Genomic DNA, 20127 nt, shown 5'->3' on the forward strand with positions numbered 1-20127 from the left:
ACTGACGACCAAACACTACTGGACACCCCTTCGGCTCCCGCGCATAGGTAGGGCTTAGCGTTTTGAGGGTGAGTGAGCGTGGGTATCTGGACGCGGCGTCGGCCGAGTCGTTGCATCCGGCAGCGCGGGAGATGTTGCTGTCGGCAGTCGATTCGGGCTGGGCGGATCCGGTCCGGTTGCACCACGAGGGGCGGACCGCGCGGCTGCTGCTGGACAACGCCCGGGCGGTCCTCGCGGACGCGGTCGGCGTGCGGCCCGACGAGCTCTTCCTGACCACCTCCGGTACGGCGGCCATCCACGCCGGGCTGACCGCGCTCACGGCCGCCCGCAAGCGCGTCGGTACGGCGGTCGTCCACAGTGCGGTCGAGCATTCCGCCGTACTGCACACCGCGGGTCAGATAGGTGTGGAGGTCGGCGTGGACACGGTCGGACGGGTCGACCTGGACGCGTTCACCGACGCAGTACGCGGACCGGGAGTCGCGGTGGCGGCCCTGCAGTCTGCCAATCATGAGGTTGGCACGCGGCAGCCGATCGAGGCAGCGGCCGAGGCGTGCGGCGACGTACCTCTGTTCGTCGACGCGGCCGCTTCGATCGGGCACGACGCTGTACCGGCCGGGTGGTCGGCGCTGGCCGCGAGTGCGCACAAGTGGGGTGGACCGGCGGGCGTGGGGCTGCTCGCCGTCCGTAAAGGCACGCGGCTGGCGCCGGCCTGGCCGATGGACGAGCGGGAGGACGGCCTCTCCCCCGGGTTCCCGGACGTCCCGAACACCCTCGCGGCGGCGGCCGCCCTGCAGGCTCGCCAGGCTGAGGCTGCACAGTTGAACAAGCAGCATCGGGCCTGGATCGACGAGCTCCGGCACAGGGTCGCCGCCGATATCCCCGATGTCGAGGTGGTCGGCGACCCGGACGACCGGTTGCCGCACATCCTCACCTTCTCCTGTCTGTACGTCGACGGCGAGGCACTCGTCACAGCCCTGGACGCGGCGGGCTTCTCGGTCTCCAGCGGTTCGGCCTGTACGTCGAGCACGTTGCGACCGTCACACGTCCTGGCGGCGATGGGGGTCCTCACCCATGGCAACGTCCGCGTCTCACTCGGCCGATCCACGACGTACGGCGACATCGACCGGTTCGCGACTGTGCTGCCAGGGATCGTGCAGCGGATCCGTGCGGAGGTGGGCCTGTGAACACCGAGCTCGACTGTCTCGGCCTGCTCTGCCCACTTCCCGTGATCAAGCTGGCGAAGCTGTTGCCGGCCATCGACGTCGGCGACACCATCACTGTCCTCGCCGACGACCCGGCCGCCGCCACCGACATCCCCGCCTGGTGCCGCCTCCGCAACCAGGAACTCGTCTCCGCCGACGCCCCGCGCTTCGTCGTACGAAGACTGAGCTAAATCCGCTCGCCCCGGAGACGATCCGGTTGGCAGACTGCGGACCGTGACCGACTTCTCCCACAAGCCGACGTTGACCGGCGAGCTCGTGATCCTGCGGCCGGTGGACGAGGGCGACTACGACGCGCTGGCTGTCGCGATGGCCGACCCGGATGTGATCAGGTTCACCGGGAGCCGTGGGGACATCGGTGAGGAGCAGGCCCGGCAGTGGTACCGGACCCGCAATGACCAGACCGACCGGCTCGATCTGGCGATCGTGGACAAGGCGACCGGGGAGACCGTCGGCGAGGCGGTGCTGAACGAGTGGGATCCGGACAACCGGTCCTGCAACTTCCGGATCCTGATCGGCCCGTCCGGCCAGGGGCGTGGGCTCGGTACCGAGGCCACCCGGCTGATCGTCGGCTACGGCATCGAGGAGATCGGCCTGCACCGGATCAGCCTCGGGGTGTACGCGTTCAACCCACGGGCGCAGCGTGCGTACGAGAAGGCCGGCTTCGTGGTCGAGGGCCGCCTCCGCGACGATCTGTACTGGGACGGCGAATGGGTCGACTCGATCGTCATGTCCGTGCTGGCTCCGGAATGGAAAGCTAACGTCTGAGGCGTGATCGACGCTGAGCACATCGCCGTGCTGACCGGAGCCGGGATCTCCACCGCGTCCGGCATCCCCGACTTCCGCGGTCCGCAGGGGCTGTGGACGAAGAACCCGGCCGCGCAGGCGATGTTCGACATCGACGAGTACGTCGCCTCCCGTGCGGTCCGGGTCGAGGCCTGGAAGCTCCGCCTGGCCGCGCCCGCGTGGACCGCCGAGCCGAACCCGGGTCACCTCGCGCTGGTCGAGCTCGAACGCCAGGGCCGCCTGACCGGCCTGATCACCCAGAACGTCGACGGCCTGCACCAGAAGGCGGGCTCGTCGCCGGAGATCGTCCACGAACTGCACGGCACGGTCTGGTACGTGGACTGCCTCGAATGCAGCCGCCGGATCCCGATGGCCGACGTACTCCCCCGCCTCGAGGCCGGCGACGAAGACCCCGCCTGTGAGGTGTGCGGCGGCATCCTCAAGTCCGCCACGATCTCGTTCGGCCAATCGCTCGACCAGCGCGTCCTCGACGCCGCCGTCGCCGCCACCGAAGCCGCGGAGCTGTTCCTGGCCGTCGGCACCTCCTTGCAGGTCTACCCCGCCGCCGGCCTCTGCGACATCGCCCTGGCCGCCGGCAAACCCCTGGTCATCCTCAACGCCGAGCCGACCCCGTACGACGACGACGCCACCACCGTCCTGCACACACCGATCGAGACCACGCTGCCCGACCTCGTGACCTGACCGTGACGTTCCAGCCCTCCTCACGGTGAAGGGTCGCGGGTTAGCGTCACGCCCACGATCTACGGGAGGGGACCGTGATGCGCGGGTTCAGGCGATGGACGGCGGGGTTCACCGCGGCGGCGGTGGTGGTACTCGGACTGGGTACGGCGGCACCCGCGCCGGCCCGGCCGGCGGCCGATCGGGTGATCACGCTGGCGGGGTCGCTGCAGAGCGAGCTGGGGTGCCCGGGTGACTGGGATCCGGCGTGTACGGCGACGAGTCTCGGTGCGGCGGCGCCGTACGCGAAGGTGTTCGGCGTGCCGGCCGGGTCGTACGAGTTCAAGGTGACCGTCAACGGCAGCTGGGACGAGAACTACGGCGCCGGCGGCGTACTGAACGGGCCGAACATCCCGCTGCGGATCGAGGGACCGGCCAAGCTCTCCTTCAGCTATGACGACACCAGCCACGTCGTCACCGTGAAGCCGGTCGACCTCGCGGGTCCGGCGGTGACTCCGGCGGACAAAGCGTTGTCGACGCCGAGTCTGCGGGAGGACCTCACGAAGGAACGGTTCTACTTCGTGATGGCGGACCGGTTCGCGAACGGGGACCCGTCCAACGACGCCGGCGGACTGACCGGTGATCGCCTCGCCACCGGCCTCGACCCGACGGACAAGGGCTTCTACCACGGCGGCGATCTGACCGGTGTGATCCAGAAGCTCGACTACATCAAGTCCCTCGGTACGACGTCCATCTGGCTCACGCCGTCGTTCAAGAACCGTCCGGTCCAGGGCGCCGGCAACGACGTCAGCGCCGGGTACCACGGCTACTGGATCACCGACTTCACCCAGATCGACCCGCACCTGGGCACCAACGCGGACATGAAGAAGCTGATCAGCCTCGCCCACGGCAAGGGGATGAAGGTCTTCTTCGACATCATCACCAACCACACCGCGGACGTGATCGCCTACCAGTCCGGCCAGTACGGTTACATCCCGAAGTCCACGTCGCCGTACAAGGATGCCTCCGGCAACGTGTTCGACGACAAGGACTACGCGGCAGGTGACACGTTCCCGCCGCTGGACAAGAACGTGTCGTTCCCGAACGTCCCGGTGTTCCGGACCCCGGCCGACGAGACCGTGAAGGTGCCTGCCTGGCTGAACGACCCGACGCTGTACCACAACCGCGGCGACTCCACCTTCGCCGGTGAATCGGCGGAGTACGGCGATTTCGTCGGGCTGGACGACCTGTTCACCGAGCAGCCCAAGGTGCGGGACGGGATGATCGACGTCTACAAGGCGTGGGCCGAGTTCGGTATCGACGGGTTCCGGATCGACACCGTCAAGCACGTCAACATGGAGTTCTGGCAGAAGTTCTCGCCGGCGATCCTGGCCGCCGCTCGCGGTGCCGGATCGGAGGACTTCTTCATGTTCGGTGAGGTCTTCGACGCCGATCCGAAGTTCATGTCGACGTACACCACCCAGGGTGCGTTGCAGGCGACGCTCGACTTCGGCTTCCAGCAGAACGCGGTCGCCTTCGCCAAGGGCGACCCGAGCACGAAGCTGCGCGACTTCTACGCCGCAGACGACTACTACACCGATGCGGACTCGAACGCGTACCAACTGCCGACCTTCCTCGGCAACCACGACATGGGCCGGGTCGGCACGTTCCTCAAGCAGGCCGGCGCGTCCGGGCAGGAGTTGCTGGCGCGCGACAAGCTGGCGCACTCGCTGATGTTCCTGACCCGCGGCCAGCCGGTCATCTACTACGGCGACGAGCAGGGCTTCACCGGCGCCGGTGGAGACAAGGGTGCGCGCCAGGACATGTTCGCAACCCAGACCACCGACTACAAGGACGACGAGATCGTCGACGGCACCGGCACGACGACCATCGGCAGCCAGGACCGGTACGACGTCAACGCGCCGATGTACAAGCACATCGCGGCGTTGCAGAAGCTCCGGGCGCAGCACCCGGCGCTCGCCGACGGCCGCCAGATCCACCGCTACTCGTCGAACTCGGGCGGACTGTACGCGTTCAGCAGGCTCGGCAACGACAACGTCGAGTACCTGGTGATTGCCAACAACGCGACAACCGCACAGTCGGCAACCGTCCCGACGTACGGACCGAACACCTGGTTGAAGCCGGTCTACGGCGGCTCGAAGCCGCTCAAGACGGACCGCGAAGGCAGGGTCGTGGTCAACCAGGCGCCGTTGTCCGTGACCGTGTACCAGGCGACCAGCAAGGTCCCGCACCGGACCAAAGCGCCCGCGGTCCACATGAGCTCGCCGGAGCTTGGTGCGACGGTCGGTGGGCGCGCCGAGATCGGTGCAGAGGTGCCGGAGAACACTCCGGTGACCGTCACCTTCGGCTACCGGCCCGTGGGTACGACGGCCTGGCAGCGACTCGGCTCCGACGACAACGCGCCGTACCGGGTGTTCCAGGACGTGTCCGGCCTGCCGAAGGGCACCCTGCTCGAGTACCGCGCCGTCCTGAAGGATGTGTCCGGCAACTACTCGGTGTCGGGGTCGTACGGCGTGGTCGGCGACGCACCGAAGCCGGGTGGGGGTGGCGGCGGGACCGGACCGGTCGTACAGCCGGCCAACGTCAGCGTGCCCGGCGACCACAACAGTGAGATGGGCTGCCCGGCTGACTGGTCGCCGGACTGCGACCAGGCGCAGTTGACGCTGGACCCGAAGGACAAGGTCTGGAAAGGCAAGTACACGATCCCGGCCGGTGAGCACGCCTACAAGGCCGCGATCAACAAGACGTGGGACGAGAACTACGGTGCCGGCGGCAACCAGAACGGTGCCAACATCTCCTACACGGCACCGAACGGACCGGTCAGCTTCTACTACGAGCACGGCCGCCACTACGTCACGTCGACTGCCGAGGGGCCGATCATCACCGTGCCGGGCACCTTCCAGTCCGAGCTGGGTTGCCCCACCGACTGGGACCCCGCCTGCATGCGACCCTGGCTGACGGACCAGGACGGCGACGGCACGTACACGTGGTCGACGAGCGAGATCGGAGCGGGCAGCTATGAGGCGAAGGTTGCGCACAACTTGTCCTGGGACGAGAGCTACCCGGCCAACAACATTCCGATCACGGTGCCGGCGGAGGGGCTGGTCGTCACCTTCTCCTACGTCCTTGCGACTCACATGCTGACCGTCACGACGTCGACGCCGGGCGCCCAGCCGGACCTCAGCCAGGCCAAGGCGTACTGGGTCGGCAAGGACCTCCTCGCCGTACCAGCGGTCGCCCATCCGGAGCACTTCCGCTGGCGGCTGCACTGGTCGTACGACGGCTCACTCAAGGTCGACGCGGACGACATCGGCGGTACGTCGACCGGCCTCCGCTACGACGCTGCCGGGATACCACCGGCCGTGCTCGCGAAGTTCCCGGCGCTGAAGGGCTATACGGCCTTACGGCTCGGCCAGGCCGATGCCCGCAAGATCCTGACCGGACAACTCGGACTGGCGCGGTACGACGACGCCGGACGCCTGATCGACGCGACCGGCGTACAGATCCCCGGCGTTCTCGACGACCTGTACGGCGCCTCGGCGACGAACCGCTCGTACGGCGTGACGTGGCAAGGCGGGGCGCCGCGGTTCACGCTCTGGGCGCCGACCGCACAAAAGGTCAATCTGATTGTCGGATCGCAGACGATCCCCATGCGGCGCAACGACGACGGCTCCTGGTTCGTGAACGGTCCACGGTCGTGGAAGAACGCGGCGTACCGCTATCAGGTGACCGTGTTCGCGCCGTCGACCGGCAAGGTGGAGATGAACGTCGTCACCGATCCGTACTCGCTCGCACTCACCACCGACTCGACGCATTCGGTCGCGGTCGACCTCGCCGATCCGGCCGGCAAGCCGGCGTTGTGGTCGAAGACGCCGTCGCCGAAACTGGCCCGGGCGGTCGACTCGACGATCTACGAACTGCACGTCCGCGACTTCTCCGTCAACGACACCACTGTGCCGGCCGCACACCGTGGCACGTACCTTGCCTTCGCCGACGAAGGCAACGGCACCAAACATCTGCGGGCCCTCGCGGCGGCCGGGCTGAACACGGTCCACCTGTTGCCGACCTTCGACATCGCGTCGATCCCGGAGACCGGCCAGCAATCACCGGCCTGCGACCTCAAGTCCTTCGCGCCCGATTCCGAGCAGCAGCAGGCTTGTGTCACCGCGGTCGCGGCGAAGGACGGCTTCAACTGGGGTTATGACCCATTCCACTGGCTCGCGCCAGAGGGTTCCTACGCGACCCAACGCGACGGTCTGGCCCGGGTCGCCGAGTTCCGCACGATGGTCGGCGGACTGCACAAGTCCGGGCTGCGCGTCGTACTGGACCAGGTCTTCAACCACACGCCGTCAGCCGGCCAGGCGCCGACATCCGTGCTGGACAAGGTCGTGCCCGGCTACTACCAGCGGCTGAACGCGACCGGCAAGGTGGAGACGTCGACCTGCTGCAGCAACATCGCCACCGAGCACGCGATGGCCGAGAAGATCATGGTCGACGGCACCGTCAGCTGGGCCCGCAACTACCGCGTGGACGGCTTCCGCTTCGACCTGATGGGTCACCACAGCAAGGCGAACATGCTCAAGGTCCGGGCAGCCCTCGACCAGCTCACCCTGGCCAAGGACGGCGTGGACGGCAAGAGCGTCTACGTCTACGGCGAGGGCTGGAACTTCGGCGAGGTCGCGAACGACGCGCGGTTCGTCCAGGCCCGGCAGGGCAACCTCGGCGGCACCGGTATCGGCACGTTCTCCGACCGGCTGCGCGACGGCGTGCGCGGCGGTGGCCCGTTCGACGAGAACCCGCGGATCCAGGGCTTCGGCTCCGGCGCCGCGAGCGACCCGAACGGTGACCCCGTCAACGGCTCCCCGGCCGATCGCGCGAAGCGCCTCGCCCACGACACCGACCTGGTCCAGCTCGGACTGGCCGCCAACCTGCGGGGATTCTCGTTCCGCTCCGCCGAGACGGGTGCCGTCGTGCGGGGTGACGGCGTCGACTACAACGGTTCGCCGGCCGGGTACGCCGACCGGCCGGACGAGGTGGTCACGTACGTCGATGCCCATGACAACGAGACGTTGTGGGACGCACTGACGTACAAGTTGCCGACAGCACTGACCATGCCGGACCGGATCCGGATGAACACGGTGTCGCTGGCAACGACCGCGCTGGCGCAGACCCCGTCGTTCTGGCACGCGGGTGCGGATCTGCTGCGGAGCAAGTCGCTGGACCGGAACTCGTACGACTCCGGCGACTGGTTCAACATGCTCGACTGGACCGGTGCCGACAACGGCTTCGGCCACGGCCTGCCGCCCAAACCGGACAACGAGGCCAAGTGGCCGTTCATGAAGCCGCTGCTGGCCAACCCGGCCCTCAAGCCCACCGCGGCGGACGTGACGACGGCTTCGACAGCCGCCGCCGACCTCCTGAAGCTCCGCTTCTCCACACCGCTGTTCCGCCTGGGCTCCGCCGACCTGATCAACACCAAGCTCAGCTTCCCCGTGAGCGGTGCGACCCCCGGCGTCATCACGATGCGCATCGACGACACCGTCGGCCCCGACGTCGACCCGGCGCTGAAGGGCGTCTTGGTCGTCTTCAACTCCACCGGCTCGGCCGTCACCCAGCAGATCCCGGGCCTGACCGGCGCCAACCTGTCCCTGTCCCCAATCCAGGCCAGCGGCTCGGACCCGGTCGTCAAGCAAACAACCTGGACCCCCGCGACCGGCACCGTCACCGTGCCGGCCCGCACGGTCGCCGTACTGGTGCAGAAGTAGTCAGCCAAGGAGACCGGCCAGCACCTGGCCGGTCTCCGGTTCCTCCCGACTTGTGCCAGTGCGGGACAAGGTCAACTGGTGGGAAAGATCCGGGGAGTGATAGCTGAGGGTCAGATAGCCGAAGATCCCACCGGTGTGTCCCCAGACGATCCGTCCACCGGGCAGCCGGCGCCGCTCGATGCCGAGCCCGTACCCGAAGGAGTCATCCACCGGTACGGCGGTCAGGATCGCGTCCTGCTCGGCCGCCGCGAGTAGTTCGCCACCGAGCACCGCCGCATAGAACCGATTGAGGTCGGCAGCCGTCGACACCACCTCGCCGGCGGCCCATGCCTGCGAGGCGTTGAACCGCGCCAGATCCACCAGCTCGCCGTCGACGGGCAGGTATGCGTGCGCATGAGGCTCAGGCAGGTTCGCGTCGTCGCCTGGCAGCAGGGTTCGCTCGAGTTCCAGCGGCCGCAGGATCCGCTCGCGCACCTCGTCGCCGTACGCATTGCCCGTCACTGCCTCGATCAGCAGGCCGAGGGCGACGTAGTTGGTGTTCGAGTAGGACCACGAGCTTCCCGGCTCGAACAGCAACGGCTTCGCCAAGCCCACCGCCAGCGACTCCTCCGGATCGCGGTGCAGGTAGCGGTCACGGACGATGCCGGCCGGCTCGGGCAGGTCGTCGGTGTAGTTGTAGAGCCCGCTCGTGTGATTGAGCAGCTGCCGCACGCTGATCCCCGCCGGCACCTTCGGCAGCCAGTCTCTGGCGGGCGCCTCCAACCGCAGCTTGCCCTCTCCCACCAGTTGCAGGACGACAACAGCGGTGAAGGTCTTCGTGATGCTGCCGGCCCGGAACCAGCCGTCGGGATCGACCGGACGATCTGTGCCGAGCTCGGCGACGCCGGTCGAGCCGATCCAGGTTTGCTCGGGGGATCGGAAGTGGAGCAGCACCCCGGCCGCGCCGTCTTGCACCATGGAGGCGAGAAGCTTCTGCATGTGGTCACTGTGCCAGGCGAGTTGCTTTCGGCGGCGTCAGACCAGGGGTCGGCGAAGACCTGCAGCGGTCACGGCACCCGGACGACCAGGGCTGACGGATCGACCGACGCACTCAACGTGCGACCGTCCGCGATCGTGTCACCGTCCAGTTGCCGTCGTACCACCTTCGCCGCGGTGACCTGGATCCGCTGGCCGGTGAACCGCTGGACGTGGCGCTCGCGCAACGGTTTCACCACCAGGCTCGCCGCGAGCCGGGGCCACTGGGTGATCCTCCGTGGCGCGAGCACGACGGCGTCGATCAGCCCGTCGTCCGGTACGGCGTTCGGCAGCAGCGGGATGTTCGCCTGCAGGGTCCCGACGTTGCCGATCACCACGGTCCGCGCGCGGCGTCGTACCGGCGGACGATCGTCCACGATGATCTCGACCCGGACGAAGGGATGGTTGAGGTTCTTCAGCGTCGCCACGACGTACGCGGCCCAGCCGACCCGTTTCTTCAGCTCGTCGGGAGCGTCCGCGATGATCGCGGCGTCGAGCCCCAGGCCCGCCATCACGACGAACCGGTCGGTCGGCAGCTCGTCCCCCTCGATCTGGACGCTGTCAATCCGCTGCTCGCCGCCACCGAGCAGCTCGGCCAGGGCGACCTCGAGATCCAGCGAGATGCCGAGGTTGCGGGCCAGCAGGTTGCCTGTCCCGGCCGGCAGCACCGCCACCGGGATCCCGCTCCTCGCCAGCTCGGCGCAGACCACCCGCACGGTGCCGTCCCCGCCGGCCACCACGACCAGGTCGACCGTCTCCTCGATCGCCCGCTTGGCCATCGTCGATCCGGCGTCGTCCACGGTCGTCTCCAGCCAGAGCGAGTCGTCGAACCCACGCTCGGTCAGCGCGGCGTCGACCGTACGGCGGAACTCGTCGACATCCAGCACCTTCGTGGGGTTCAGGATCACCGCGGCCCGTCTCGACGGGGCCGGTTGTGGACTTTCCAAGTTTTCTGTCCGTTCCAGCGGATAACGTGCGGGGAATGAGCAGCCTTCCACGGAGTACCCCACAGGACCAGGGACTATCCGGTGCCGCGCTCGACGCCTTCGTCGGCGCGCTCGACTCGTCCGGCCAGGAGATCCAGACCGTGATGCTGCTGCGGCACGGTCACGTCGTCCTCGAGGACGCCTGGTCGCCGTACCGGCTGACCGACCCGCACATGTTGTTCTCGGTGTCGAAGAGCTTCACCTCGACTGCCGTCGGGCTGGCGATCGACGCCGGCCTGCTGTCGCTCGACGACACGGTGGTCTCGTTCTTCGGCCCCGACGAACTGCCGGAGACGATCAGCGACCACCTGGCCGCGATGACGGTCCGGCACCTGCTCACCATGACGACCGGGCACAGCAAGGACACCGTCGAGGCGCTCAGCCGGGACCGCCGGATGGTGAAGGTCTTCCTCGGTCTCGACGTCGAGCACGAGCCGGGCACGGTGTTCGTCTACAACAGCGGCGCGACGTACGTGCTGTCCGCGATCCTGCAGCGGCTGACCGGTGAGACCCTGCTGGACTACCTGCGGCCGCGGCTGTTCGAGCCGCTCGGCGCTTCGGAGGCGACCTGGCAGGTATCGAAGGAGGGGATCACCACCGGCGGCTGGGGGCTGAGCCTGAACACCGAGTCGCTGGCCCGTTTCGGGCAGCTGTTGCTGCAGCGCGGTGTGTGGGAGGGCAAGCAGCTGGTCCCGGCCGAGTGGTTCGAGGCCGCGACGTCGAAGCAGGTGCCCAACGACAACGAGGCGAATCCGGACTGGCAGCAGGGGTACGGCTTCCAGTTCTGGCGCGGCCGGCACAACACCTACCGTGGCGACGGCGCGTTCGGCCAGTTCTGCCTGATCTTCCCGGAGTACGACGCCGCGCTCATCCTGACCGGCGCGACGTTCGACATGCAGGCGGTCTTGGACACGGTGTGGGACCACCTCCTTCCCGTCCTCGAAGGCAAAGAGGTCACCCCGGTTACCAAGCCGGACCGGCTGGAGCTGCCGCCACCAAGTGGTCCATCGCCGACGGGCGGTGACGGACACACCTACCGCTTCGCGGCGAACGAAGCCGGCCTGAGCGCGGTCCGGCTGGATCCGGACGGGACCGGGACCTTCACCTTCGCCGAGGTCGAGCAGGGATCACATGGTTCGTACGAGATCGTCTGCGCACCCGGCGGCTGGCGCGAGCAGAGGATTCCGGGCGTGTCGCGCGATGCCGTCACCGAGCCGGGCCAGCGCATCGTCACCAGCGCCTACGCCGAAGGCGACGCGTTCGTCGCCACCTTCAGATGGCTCGAGACCCCGTTCGTCGCGTCCGCAGCCTGCCGCACTGCCGACGGCCAGATGACTATCGCTGTCAACCTCAACGTCTCCTTCGGTCCAACCACCTTCACCGTCACCTCAACCGCCTGAGCTTCCACCCCGATCACGGCAACTCCGCGCCGCACCCCCGATCCCCCGATCCTCAACAGGTCCTGACTCACAGATGCCTCTGGTCCGTCGGATGCCCGATCCACATCAGTTCGGGCCGGTCGTCGTACGCCCGGTTGTCAGCGGATCGCGACGAGCAGGAAGTTACCGACGTCCTGACGAATCGGCGCGACCTCGGCGAAACCGGCTTGCCGAAGGGTCTCGACGGCCTCGTCAAGGGTGGCGGTAAGACCTTCGTAGCCGGAGCCGAGCCGCTGGTCGCGGAGCCGGAGCAGGTCCGCGAAGGCAGGTTCGGCTGCGACGGCCGACCACCACGAGGACCAGGTCTCCCCCTCGTGCGCCGCGGTTTCGTGCGCCGAAAGTGCGCGCCGGCGCAGGTCGCCAACCATCGAGTCCAGCCGGGGAACCCCGATGCGGAACGTGTCCGAGATCAGCACAACACCATCGACCCGAACGCCGTCGGCAAGAATGCCCGCCAGCCTAGGCAGCTCAGCCGGATCCAGGTAGTGCAGCGCGGCAGTGGCACAGATGACATCGACCTCCCCCAACGGCCGGCTCCAGCCGGGATCGAGCAGATCGCCGTCGACGAACCGCACCCGCTCGGATCCGGCCGCGCCGCGCGCGATCTCCAGCAGCACCGGGTCCAGGTCCACGCCCAGAATCTCGGCCTCCGGGAATCGCCGGGCCGCCCGGAGCGCCAGTGAACCCGGTCCGCAGGCGAGGTCCACGAGTTTCTTCGGCCTACCGACGAGCCGCTGGATCACGGTGAGGGCGAGCTCGAACTCCTGGTCCCGGCCCGGGAAGTGTCCGGCCAGGACAGCGTCCCACCGCTCGAGCCAGCTACTCATAGTTTGCATACGACAATCATTACCATTAAGACGTGACCGTCGTCACTGTCACAGGCTGATGTCGGCGCGTGTCCTCCGGGTTGTCACAACAGACGACGGAGGAACTGAGATGAAGGTCTTGGTGGCAGGTGCGACCGGCGGACTGGGCCGGTCACTGGTACCGAAGCTGGTCGCGGCCGGGCACGAGGTGACCGGGATGATCCGGTCCGAGTCCGGTGCGGCCGGCGTACGGGCGCAGGGTGCCGACGTGGTGCTGGCGGACGGCCTCGACGCCGCCGCGGTGAAGTCCGCGGTCGACTCGGTCCGGCCGGAGGTCGTCGTACACCAGATGACGGCCCTCAAGGGCGGTATCGACCTCAAGCGGTTCGACCAGAGCTTCGCGCTGACGAACCGGCTCCGCACCGAAGGCACCGACAACCTGCTCGCCGCCTCCCAGGCTGCCGGCGTACGACGGTTCGTCGTCCAGTCGTACGCCGGCTGGAACTTGCAACACGGCGGATCCGCGACCAAGACCGAGGCGGATCCGCTCGACCCCGACCCGGTGCCCGCGCAGCGGCAGACGATGGCCGGGATCAAATACCTCGAGTCGGCCGTCACCAACGCCGACGGGATCGAGGGCATCGCGCTGCGGTACGCCAGCTTCTACGGACCGACCGGCGACATCGGTCAGGGCGGCTCGATCGTCGAACTGATCCGGAAGCGCAAACTCCCCCTGATCGGCGACGGCGCCGGCGTGTGGTCGTTCATCCACTACGACGACGCGGCCGACGCGACGGTGAAGGCGATCGAGAGCGATGCCACCGGCATCTACCAGATCGCGGACGACGACCCGGCGCCCGCGGCGGTCTGGCTGCCGGAATTCGCCCGCATCCTGGGCGCCAAGCCCCCGCGCCACATCCCCACCTGGCTGGCCCGCCTGGCCGTCGGCGACGCCGGCGTCGCCGCCTTCACCACCATCCGGGGCGTCGACAACACGTTGGCCAAGGCAACCTTCAACTGGCAACCGGGCTACGCGTCCTGGCGAGAAGGCTTCCGCAAGGGCCTTTAGCTCGCCGGTCCGCCAGCTCGCCGAGGTTCTGCGCCCTAGGCTGGATGTTCATGACCCCCGCCGAACAGGACGTCCTCGATCGGATCGACGAAGAGCTGCTGGTGCGGGTCACCTGCCAGTTGCTGCAGGCGACCGGGCAGAACCCACCCGGCGAGGAGGCCGCGACCGTCGCCGTACTCGCCGCGGCGGCGCGCGAGCTCGGGCTCGAGGTGGTGACCTCACCGGTCGAACCCGGCCGGGACAACCTCAGCATCAAGGTTGCCGGGGGCAACGGTCCCGGTCTGTTGATCCTCGGGCACACGGACGTCGTACCGGTCGGTGACGGCTGGACGACGGATCCGTACGGCGGGATCGTGAAGGACGGCCGCATCTACGGCCGTGGCGCGTCAGACATGAAGGGCGGCCTCGCCGCCGCCCTGATCGCACTGGCCGCGCTACGCGGCACCAACTTGAGCGGCCCCGTCGAACTAGCCGCCGTAGTGGACGAGGAAGAGACCGGCAAAGGCATCCGCGCCTACGTCGCCCAAACCCGCCGCACCACACCTCGCACCGGCAACAGTCCCGCCAGCGCGGACGGGCCCGGACGGATCGACGCACGCGGCGACGCGGATGCTCGTGGTGGTGTGGAGTCTCGTGGTGCGGTGGACGCGGGGTTTGTTGGCTGTATCACGGCTGAGCCGACCGATGTGCAGACAATCATTGCGGCGCGGGGTGATTCGTATCTGCGGATCGCGATCCACGGCCGGGCTTGTCATGCCGGCAATCCGGACGACGGCGCCAACGCGATCTACGGAGCCGCCGCCGTGGTCGCCGAGATCGAACGGTTGCACACCGAACTGGCTGCCGATCCCCATCCCCTGCTCGGCCCCGCGACCTGGAGCGTTGGGCAGATCAACGGCGGTACGGGCGGTTCCATCGTGCCGGCCGAATGCGTGATCGTCGCGGATCGACGGCTACTGCCTGGCGAGTCGCCGGCCGCCGTACTCGACGACCTGCGTTCCCGCGTGGCGGCGTTGCGACTCGAGGACCGCGGATTGTCCGTCGAACTCGAGATGCCGATGGAGATGCCCGCCTTCGAAACAGCTGCTGACGCAGAACTCGTACAAGTGGTCGAAACAGCCCGGATCGATGCCGGCGGCCCTGATCTCCCTCTCGCCGGTTGGACCGCCGCCTGCGACGGTGGGTACGTCGCCCGCGACCTCGGCGTGCCTGTCGTCGTCCTCGGCCCCGGCTCAGTCACCAGCCAAGCCCACCGAGCCGACGAATCCGTCCCCATCACCGACCTCGTCACCGCAGCCCGCACCTATACCCTCACCGCCCTCCGCCTACTCACCTAACCCGCCCACACCACCTCCCCCCGCGCTGCCGGTGGTCCAAGCGCCCCCATCGGCCTGACGCCGGCTCGGTGCCTTGTCGTGAAGGCGGCGGGGGCGGCGGTCAGTCGCGGCCGGGGAAGAAGTCGGCGCCTTGGACGTACTCCATCCGGCGGGTGAACTCGGGATCCGCCAAGCGCTCCATCATCTCCTGCTCGGACACCTCTTCGATCCGGGTCTGGATCCAGTAGAGATTGCCGAACGGGTCCCGCACCCGTCCCACCGTGTCGCCGAAGAACAGATGCGTCACCTCGGTCACCGACGTCCCGCCCGCCGCGACCGCCTGTGCGTGCACGGCCTCCGCGTCGTCGACGTACAGGCGAAGGAAAGCGGGCGTCGCCGGCCACTCCGGCCTGGCGTCGAACATCATCACGATCGCGTTCCCGACCCGCATTTCCGCGTGCCCGATCCGCCCGTCCGGACCCACCACCCGATCGATCTCCTCGGCTCCGAACGCCCGCGTCAACCAGTCCATCAACCCATCCGTGTCCGGCCCGATGATCCACGGCGTCACGGTCGTATATCCCTCGGGAATCGGCATCTGATCTCCTCCACTCGCTGCTGAACACGAGCAACGCTAGACGGAGAACCGGACAGCTTCTGTCCTCGACTGCCACCGGGGATGTTTGTACGCACGACTCTGTCGGGGGGTGGGTGGGTTAGGTGGGGGTGGCTAGGGAGGCTAGGCCGGCGGTGAGGACTGTCAGGCCGAATTCGAAGCGTTCGTCGCCAGCGGAGCCGGCGGTCATGGCGCCGGCGAGGGCGATGGTGAGGGGGAAGCGGTCGGGTGGGAGGGACTCGAAGTAGGAGCGGAGGCCGGCGACGAAGCGTTCGACGTCTTCCTTGCTCCAGCCCGCGGCGCCTTGCACTGTCTCCTCGAAAGAGACGGCGGTGACGTACAGCGGGATCAGGTCGACCGCCCACGCGGCCGCTTGGTCGGGGAGGTTGCCGGCCTTCAGGATGGCGAGGATTCGCTCGGTGCTGAGCATGGCCCGCTCGCCTAGCGGGACCTGACCGATCGCGGCCCGGGCGACACCGGGATTCGCTCGCATCACGCGGAGCATCTCGCGCATCGCGTCCTTCAACTGCTCCTGCCAGCGGTCCGGATCCGGGTTCTCCGGGAGCTTCATGTCCTGTGCCGCGCGGTCGACGAGGAGTTGGTCGAGCTCCTTCTTGTTCGCGACGTGGGCGTAGAGCGATGCGGGTCCGGTACCGAGCGCCTGGGCGACCTTGCGCATCGAGACCGCGTCGTACCCCTGCTCGACCAGCAACCGCATCGCCGCGTCGACAATCCGATCCCGAGTGAGCGGTTCCTTCGGCGAGCGCGCGGGCTTCGCGGGAGTGATCGGCTGCCACGGCGACTGTGTCATGGCCCCCACTGTAGCGAACACCGTACTTGACAGGAACACCGTTCGTCGTTAGAACAGTGTTCGTCAACGAACACCGTTCGAAACATCTGGAGCCCATGATGAGCACCTCGACCACTACCTCCCCCGAACCCCCCACCCCACCCACCACGCCAAACCCCGGCGCTCCACCGACACCAAGCCCGTCAACCCCTACCCACGTCGGTGCGCCGGGATCGTCCGGATCAGCCACGGCCGATGGGTCGACGTCGGCCGGGGTCGGTGTCCTGGGGTCGTCCGGGTCAGGTGTGGACGGTCCGGCGGATTCGGCTGGCGGTGCGCGTACGCCGTACCGCTGGCGCTGGATTGTGCTGGCGACTGTGCTCGTGGCCGAGATCATGGATCTTGTCGACGCGACGATTGTCAACATTGCGGCGCCGTCGATCCGGGGCGAACTGGGTGGGTCGGAGTCGGCGATGCAGTGGATGCTGGCGGGCTACACGCTGGCGTTCGCGATCGGGCTGATCAGTTTTGGCCGGCTTGGCGATCTCGTCGGGCGGCGGCGACTGTTCCTGATCGGGGCGCTCGGGTTTACCGTCGCCTCCGCGCTCTGCGGGTTCGCCACCTCGCCGGAACTGTTGATCGGCAGCCGGGTCGCGCAGGGTCTGCTCGGGGCGGTGATGATCCCGCAGGGGTTCGCGATTCTGAAGGCGGTCTTCCCGCCGGATGAGATCGGCAAGGCCTTCGCGATGTTCGGCCCGGTGATGGGATTGTCGGCCGTCGCCGGACCGATCATCGCCGGTGTGCTGATCGACGCGAACTGGTTCGACGCGGGCTGGCGGATGATCTTCTTCATCAACATCCCGATCGGTGTGCTCGCCCTGTTCGGCGCGCTCCGCTTCATGCCCGAGGTGAAGACGCCGGGCGCCTCCCGACTCGACGCGGTCGGCGTGATCCTGGTCAGCCTGGCATCCGGGCTGCTGATCTATCCGCTCGTCCAGGGCCGTGAGCTCGGCTGGCCGTTGTGGACAATCCTGATGTTGACCGCGTCCGTACCGGTGTTCGCCCTGTTCGGCTGGCGCGAGCGCCGTTCCGGCAACCCGGTCATCGACCCGTCGCTGTTCCGGAGCCGCGGGTACGTCGCCGGCCTCGGCGTGATCACCACGTTCTTCCTGGCGATGTCCGGTTTCATGCTGGTGTTCAACCTGTTCACCCAGCTCGGCCTGCACTACAGCCCGTTGAAGGCCGGTCTCGCGATGGTGCCCTTCTCCCTAGGGATCGCCATCGGCGCGCCGCTGTCCGGCGGACTGCTCGCGCCGAAGCTCGGCCGCAAGGCGCTCCAACTCGGCGTGATCGTGATGACCCTGGCGATGGGCGGCGTGTGGTTCACCCTGCACACGTACGGCGACGCGACGACGATCTGGAACCTGGTTCCGGCGACCCTGGCCACCGGGATCGGTGCGGGGCTCGTGTTCGCGCCGTTGTTCGACATCATCCTGGCCTCGGTCGAGGATCAGGCCGCGGGGTCGGCGTCCGGCGTACTGACAGCGATGCAGCAGTTCGGCGGGGCGATCGGGGTCGCGGTGATCGGCACGATCTTCTTCCAGCTACTGCCTGACCACGCCTTCCTCGGCGCCACCAAGAACACGGTGCTGGTCGCGATCGGCCTGTTCGTGGTGAGCTTCGCGGTCACCTGGCTGCTGCCGAAGCGCGCCCGCGAAGGAGCCTCGGCCCACTGACCAGCAGGTTGTTTGACGCCTGACGTGCTGTAACCCGCAGTCGGTGCAACAAGCCGCCATCAAGACCGGGCCAAGGTCGACGCCGCGGCGTGCGACAGCCCCGCTCCTCGGGTGAGGAGCGGGGCTGTCGGCGTACGTCAGTTGAACGAGTCGCCGCAGGCGCAGGAGCCGGTGGCGTTCGGGTTGTCGATGGTGAAGCCCTGCTTCTCGATGGTGTCGACGAAGTCGATCGAGGCGCCCTTCAGGTACGGCGCGCTCATCCGGTCGGTCACGACGCTCACACCGTCGAAGTCGGCCACCACGTCGCCGTCGAGCTGACGCTCGTCGAAGAACAGCTGGTACCGCAGCCCGGAGCAACCACCCGGCTGTACGGCGACCCGCAGCGCGAGGTCGTCGCGGCCTTCCTGCTCGAGCAGCGCCTTCACCTTGGCGGCGGCCCCGTCGGTGAGGATCACACCCGTGGCGACGGCCTGCTCGGTCTGCGCTTCAGTCATTCCTGACTCCAGTCATCTCGTGAGCGCCCGGCTGCTGGTGGTCAGGCAGCCGCGCGCGGAAAGTCCGCTGTCATTCCGGGCCAACAACCGTCGATCCGGAACCATTCCCATGGTCGCACATCAATTTCCCGGATCAACTACCTGCCTCGCTCACCGGACGCCGTTTCGACCCCACATCCCCCGTCGTGGGCCGGTCGTCAGCGGGCCCAGGTCCGGGCGACACGCTCCGCGACGGCGGCCAGGGAGCCGTGCGGGTCGGCGAACGCCTGCGCCTCGCCCACCGCGTCGACCAGCGAGTACGCCGACTCGACGCCCATCGTGCGCATCTCGCGGGACCCGATCAGGACCTTCCCGGCCAGTACGACGCAGGGCCGCATCGCGTCGTTGGCCACCTTCGCGACCCCGGCGATCACCTTGCCGTCGCGGGACTGGAAGTCGAAGGCACCTTCACCACTCAGCACCAGATCGACCCGGGACGCCTTTTCCTTCAGTCCGGTCAGCTCCGCGACGAGATCGATCCCGGACACCCGTTCGGCGCCGAGCAGCAACAGTGCGTAACCGAGTCCACCGGCCGCGCCCGCACCCTTCTTGTCGGCGGTCTTGCGGTCCGCCAGCTCCGCGAAGTGCGTGAGCCAGCCGTCCACCTCAGGTTTCCGATTGTCGACAATCCCCTTCTGCGTACCGAAGACGTTGGTCGCGCCCCGCAGGCCGAGCATCGGGTTCTCCACGTCACTCGCCGCGACGAACTCGATCCCGGCCATCCGCGTCCGGGCCGGCTCCAGATCGACCTCGGTCAGCGCCGCCAGCCCGGCCGCCCCGGCGTCGAGGCGGCCCCCGGCGGCGGTCGCACCGAGCGCTGCCAGCATGCCGGCACCGGCGTCGTTCGTCCCGGACCCTCCGAGCCCGAGGATGATCCGCTTCGCACCGGCATCCACCGCGGCGGCGATCAGCTGGCCCACGCCGTACGTCGTCGCGTCCTCCGGCCGGCGCTGCTTCGGCTCGACCAGGTGCAACCCGCAGGCCTGTGCGGTTTCGACGTACGCCGTCTCGCCCGCGAGCAGCACGGTCGCCGGGGTGTCCTCGCCGAGCGGTCCGCGTACGGTGACCGACAGCAGGGTGCCGTCGACGACAGCCGACAGTACGTCGATGAAGCCGGGGCCGCCGTCCGCCATCGGCGCGACCAGCACCTCCGCGTCGGGGTCCCGCCGCCGCCAGCCTTCCTCGATGGCGGCCGCCGCCTCCACGGCGGTCAGCGTTCCCGCGAACTTGTCCGGCGCAATCAGCACTCGCATGGCGACATCCTCTCCCACAACCCCGCGATCGAGGGTGTCGACCCCGACCATTGCGCACGCGGTGATCGAGCAGTTCGAGGTCGACTGGCACCTGGTCCG

16 protein-coding genes are annotated in these 20127 nt (G+C 68.2%); 9 read left to right on the forward strand and 7 right to left on the reverse strand.

All coding sequences use genetic code 11. The annotated features are described in order from the left end of the window. Positions 1 to 68 precede the first annotated feature (68 nt). The 5 genes from AB0F43_RS02340 (at position 69) to pulA (ending at position 8470) form a co-directional block, all read left to right on the forward strand. On the forward strand, positions 69 to 1184 hold the full coding sequence (locus AB0F43_RS02340) for an aminotransferase class V-fold PLP-dependent enzyme (RefSeq protein ID WP_360469467.1): 1116 nt from the start codon (positions 69 to 71) through the stop codon (positions 1182 to 1184). After that, entirely contained in the window at positions 1181 to 1393 is a 213-nt protein-coding gene (locus tag AB0F43_RS02345; protein WP_360469470.1) for a sulfurtransferase TusA family protein, read from the forward strand. The genes AB0F43_RS02340 and AB0F43_RS02345 overlap by 4 nt, the downstream gene beginning before the upstream one ends. A 43-nt stretch (positions 1394 to 1436) precedes the next feature. Then, a complete protein-coding gene (locus tag AB0F43_RS02350) occupies positions 1437 to 1988 on the forward strand; it encodes a GNAT family protein (RefSeq protein ID WP_360469472.1) in 552 nt (183 codons plus the stop codon). 3 nt (positions 1989 to 1991) lie between these two features. Beyond that, positions 1992 to 2708 carry a Sir2 family NAD-dependent protein deacetylase gene (locus AB0F43_RS02355; RefSeq protein ID WP_360469475.1) on the forward strand — a complete coding sequence of 239 codons (717 nt, stop codon included), beginning with the start codon at positions 1992 to 1994 and terminating at the stop codon, positions 2706 to 2708. 77 nt (positions 2709 to 2785) lie between these two features. Next, positions 2786 to 8470: a pullulanase-type alpha-1,6-glucosidase gene (pulA, locus tag AB0F43_RS02360; RefSeq protein ID WP_360469478.1), complete on the forward strand. Its 5685-nt coding sequence runs from the start codon at positions 2786 to 2788 to the stop codon at positions 8468 to 8470. On the opposite strand, the gene AB0F43_RS02365 is transcribed toward pulA, so the two are convergent. Both AB0F43_RS02365 and AB0F43_RS02370 read right to left on the reverse strand, forming a co-directional pair. Beyond that, entirely contained in the window at positions 8471 to 9448 is a 978-nt protein-coding gene (locus AB0F43_RS02365; protein WP_360469480.1) for a serine hydrolase domain-containing protein, read from the reverse strand. Positions 9449 to 9516: 68 nt separating this feature from the next. Beyond that, the gene (locus tag AB0F43_RS02370; RefSeq protein WP_360469483.1) at positions 9517 to 10392 is read right to left on the reverse strand and encodes a diacylglycerol kinase family protein; all 876 of its coding nucleotides are present in this window, start codon (positions 10390 to 10392) and stop codon (positions 9517 to 9519) included. Between the two features lie 74 nt (positions 10393 to 10466). Between AB0F43_RS02370 and AB0F43_RS02375 the strand changes: the two genes are divergently transcribed. Then, the gene (locus AB0F43_RS02375) at positions 10467 to 11870 is read left to right on the forward strand and encodes a serine hydrolase (protein WP_360469486.1); all 1404 of its coding nucleotides are present in this window, start codon (positions 10467 to 10469) and stop codon (positions 11868 to 11870) included. 137 nt (positions 11871 to 12007) lie between these two features. On the opposite strand, the gene AB0F43_RS02380 is transcribed toward AB0F43_RS02375, so the two are convergent. Further along, a complete protein-coding gene (locus AB0F43_RS02380) occupies positions 12008 to 12736 on the reverse strand; it encodes a class I SAM-dependent methyltransferase (RefSeq protein ID WP_360469489.1) in 729 nt (242 codons plus the stop codon). 109 nt (positions 12737 to 12845) lie between these two features. On the opposite strand from AB0F43_RS02380, the gene AB0F43_RS02385 reads away from it, so the two are divergent. Next, positions 12846 to 13784: an NAD(P)-dependent oxidoreductase gene (locus tag AB0F43_RS02385; protein ID WP_360469492.1), complete on the forward strand. Its 939-nt coding sequence runs from the start codon at positions 12846 to 12848 to the stop codon at positions 13782 to 13784. A gap of 50 nt (positions 13785 to 13834) precedes the next feature. Further along, positions 13835 to 15121: a M20 family metallopeptidase gene (locus tag AB0F43_RS02390; protein WP_360469495.1), complete on the forward strand. Its 1287-nt coding sequence runs from the start codon at positions 13835 to 13837 to the stop codon at positions 15119 to 15121. Between the two features lie 100 nt (positions 15122 to 15221). On the opposite strand, the gene AB0F43_RS02395 is transcribed toward AB0F43_RS02390, so the two are convergent. Together AB0F43_RS02395 and AB0F43_RS02400 are read right to left on the reverse strand one after the other, a co-directional pair. Next, positions 15222 to 15698: a VOC family protein gene (locus AB0F43_RS02395; RefSeq protein WP_360469498.1), complete on the reverse strand. Its 477-nt coding sequence runs from the start codon at positions 15696 to 15698 to the stop codon at positions 15222 to 15224. A 118-nt stretch (positions 15699 to 15816) separates the two neighbouring features. Further along, on the reverse strand, positions 15817 to 16527 hold the full coding sequence (locus tag AB0F43_RS02400) for a TetR/AcrR family transcriptional regulator (RefSeq protein ID WP_360469501.1): 711 nt from the start codon (positions 16525 to 16527) through the stop codon (positions 15817 to 15819). Between the two features lie 284 nt (positions 16528 to 16811). Here AB0F43_RS02400 and AB0F43_RS02405 point away from each other — a divergent pair, with 284 nt between their 5' ends. Further along, complete coding sequence (locus AB0F43_RS02405) at positions 16812 to 18242, forward strand: DHA2 family efflux MFS transporter permease subunit (protein ID WP_360469504.1); 1431 nt, start codon at positions 16812 to 16814, stop codon at positions 18240 to 18242. 137 nt (positions 18243 to 18379) lie between these two features. Here the strand turns inward: AB0F43_RS02405 and erpA are convergent, their stop codons facing one another. Both erpA and AB0F43_RS02415 read right to left on the reverse strand, forming a co-directional pair. After that, on the reverse strand, positions 18380 to 18736 hold the full coding sequence (erpA, locus tag AB0F43_RS02410; protein WP_337005647.1) for an iron-sulfur cluster insertion protein ErpA: 357 nt from the start codon (positions 18734 to 18736) through the stop codon (positions 18380 to 18382). 197 nt (positions 18737 to 18933) lie between these two features. Continuing rightward, on the reverse strand, positions 18934 to 20028 hold the full coding sequence (locus AB0F43_RS02415; protein WP_360469508.1) for a glycerate kinase: 1095 nt from the start codon (positions 20026 to 20028) through the stop codon (positions 18934 to 18936). Positions 20029 to 20127 lie beyond the last annotated feature (99 nt).

The sequence above is a fragment of the Kribbella sp. NPDC023972 genome, from assembly GCF_040639075.1.
Lineage (GTDB): Bacteria > Actinomycetota > Actinomycetes > Propionibacteriales > Kribbellaceae > Kribbella.

Excerpts from the sequence above, each read along its gene's own strand:
- AB0F43_RS02415 (WP_360469508.1), bottom strand. The coding sequence starts at position 20,028 with ATGCGAGTGCTGATTGCGCCGGACAAGTTCGCGGGAACGCTGACCGCC.
- erpA (WP_337005647.1), bottom strand. The coding sequence starts at position 18,736 with ATGACTGAAGCGCAGACCGAGCAGGCCGTCGCCACGGGTGTGATCCTC.
- AB0F43_RS02385 (WP_360469492.1), top strand. The coding sequence starts at position 12,846 with ATGAAGGTCTTGGTGGCAGGTGCGACCGGCGGACTGGGCCGGTCACTG.
- AB0F43_RS02400 (WP_360469501.1), bottom strand. The coding sequence starts at position 16,527 with ATGACACAGTCGCCGTGGCAGCCGATCACTCCCGCGAAGCCCGCGCGC.
- pulA (WP_360469478.1), top strand. The coding sequence starts at position 2,786 with ATGCGCGGGTTCAGGCGATGGACGGCGGGGTTCACCGCGGCGGCGGTG.
- AB0F43_RS02375 (WP_360469486.1), top strand. The coding sequence starts at position 10,467 with ATGAGCAGCCTTCCACGGAGTACCCCACAGGACCAGGGACTATCCGGT.
- AB0F43_RS02365 (WP_360469480.1), bottom strand. The coding sequence starts at position 9,448 with ATGCAGAAGCTTCTCGCCTCCATGGTGCAAGACGGCGCGGCCGGGGTG.
- AB0F43_RS02390 (WP_360469495.1), top strand. The coding sequence starts at position 13,835 with ATGACCCCCGCCGAACAGGACGTCCTCGATCGGATCGACGAAGAGCTG.
- AB0F43_RS02395 (WP_360469498.1), bottom strand. The coding sequence starts at position 15,698 with ATGCCGATTCCCGAGGGATATACGACCGTGACGCCGTGGATCATCGGG.
- AB0F43_RS02380 (WP_360469489.1), bottom strand. The coding sequence starts at position 12,736 with ATGAGTAGCTGGCTCGAGCGGTGGGACGCTGTCCTGGCCGGACACTTC.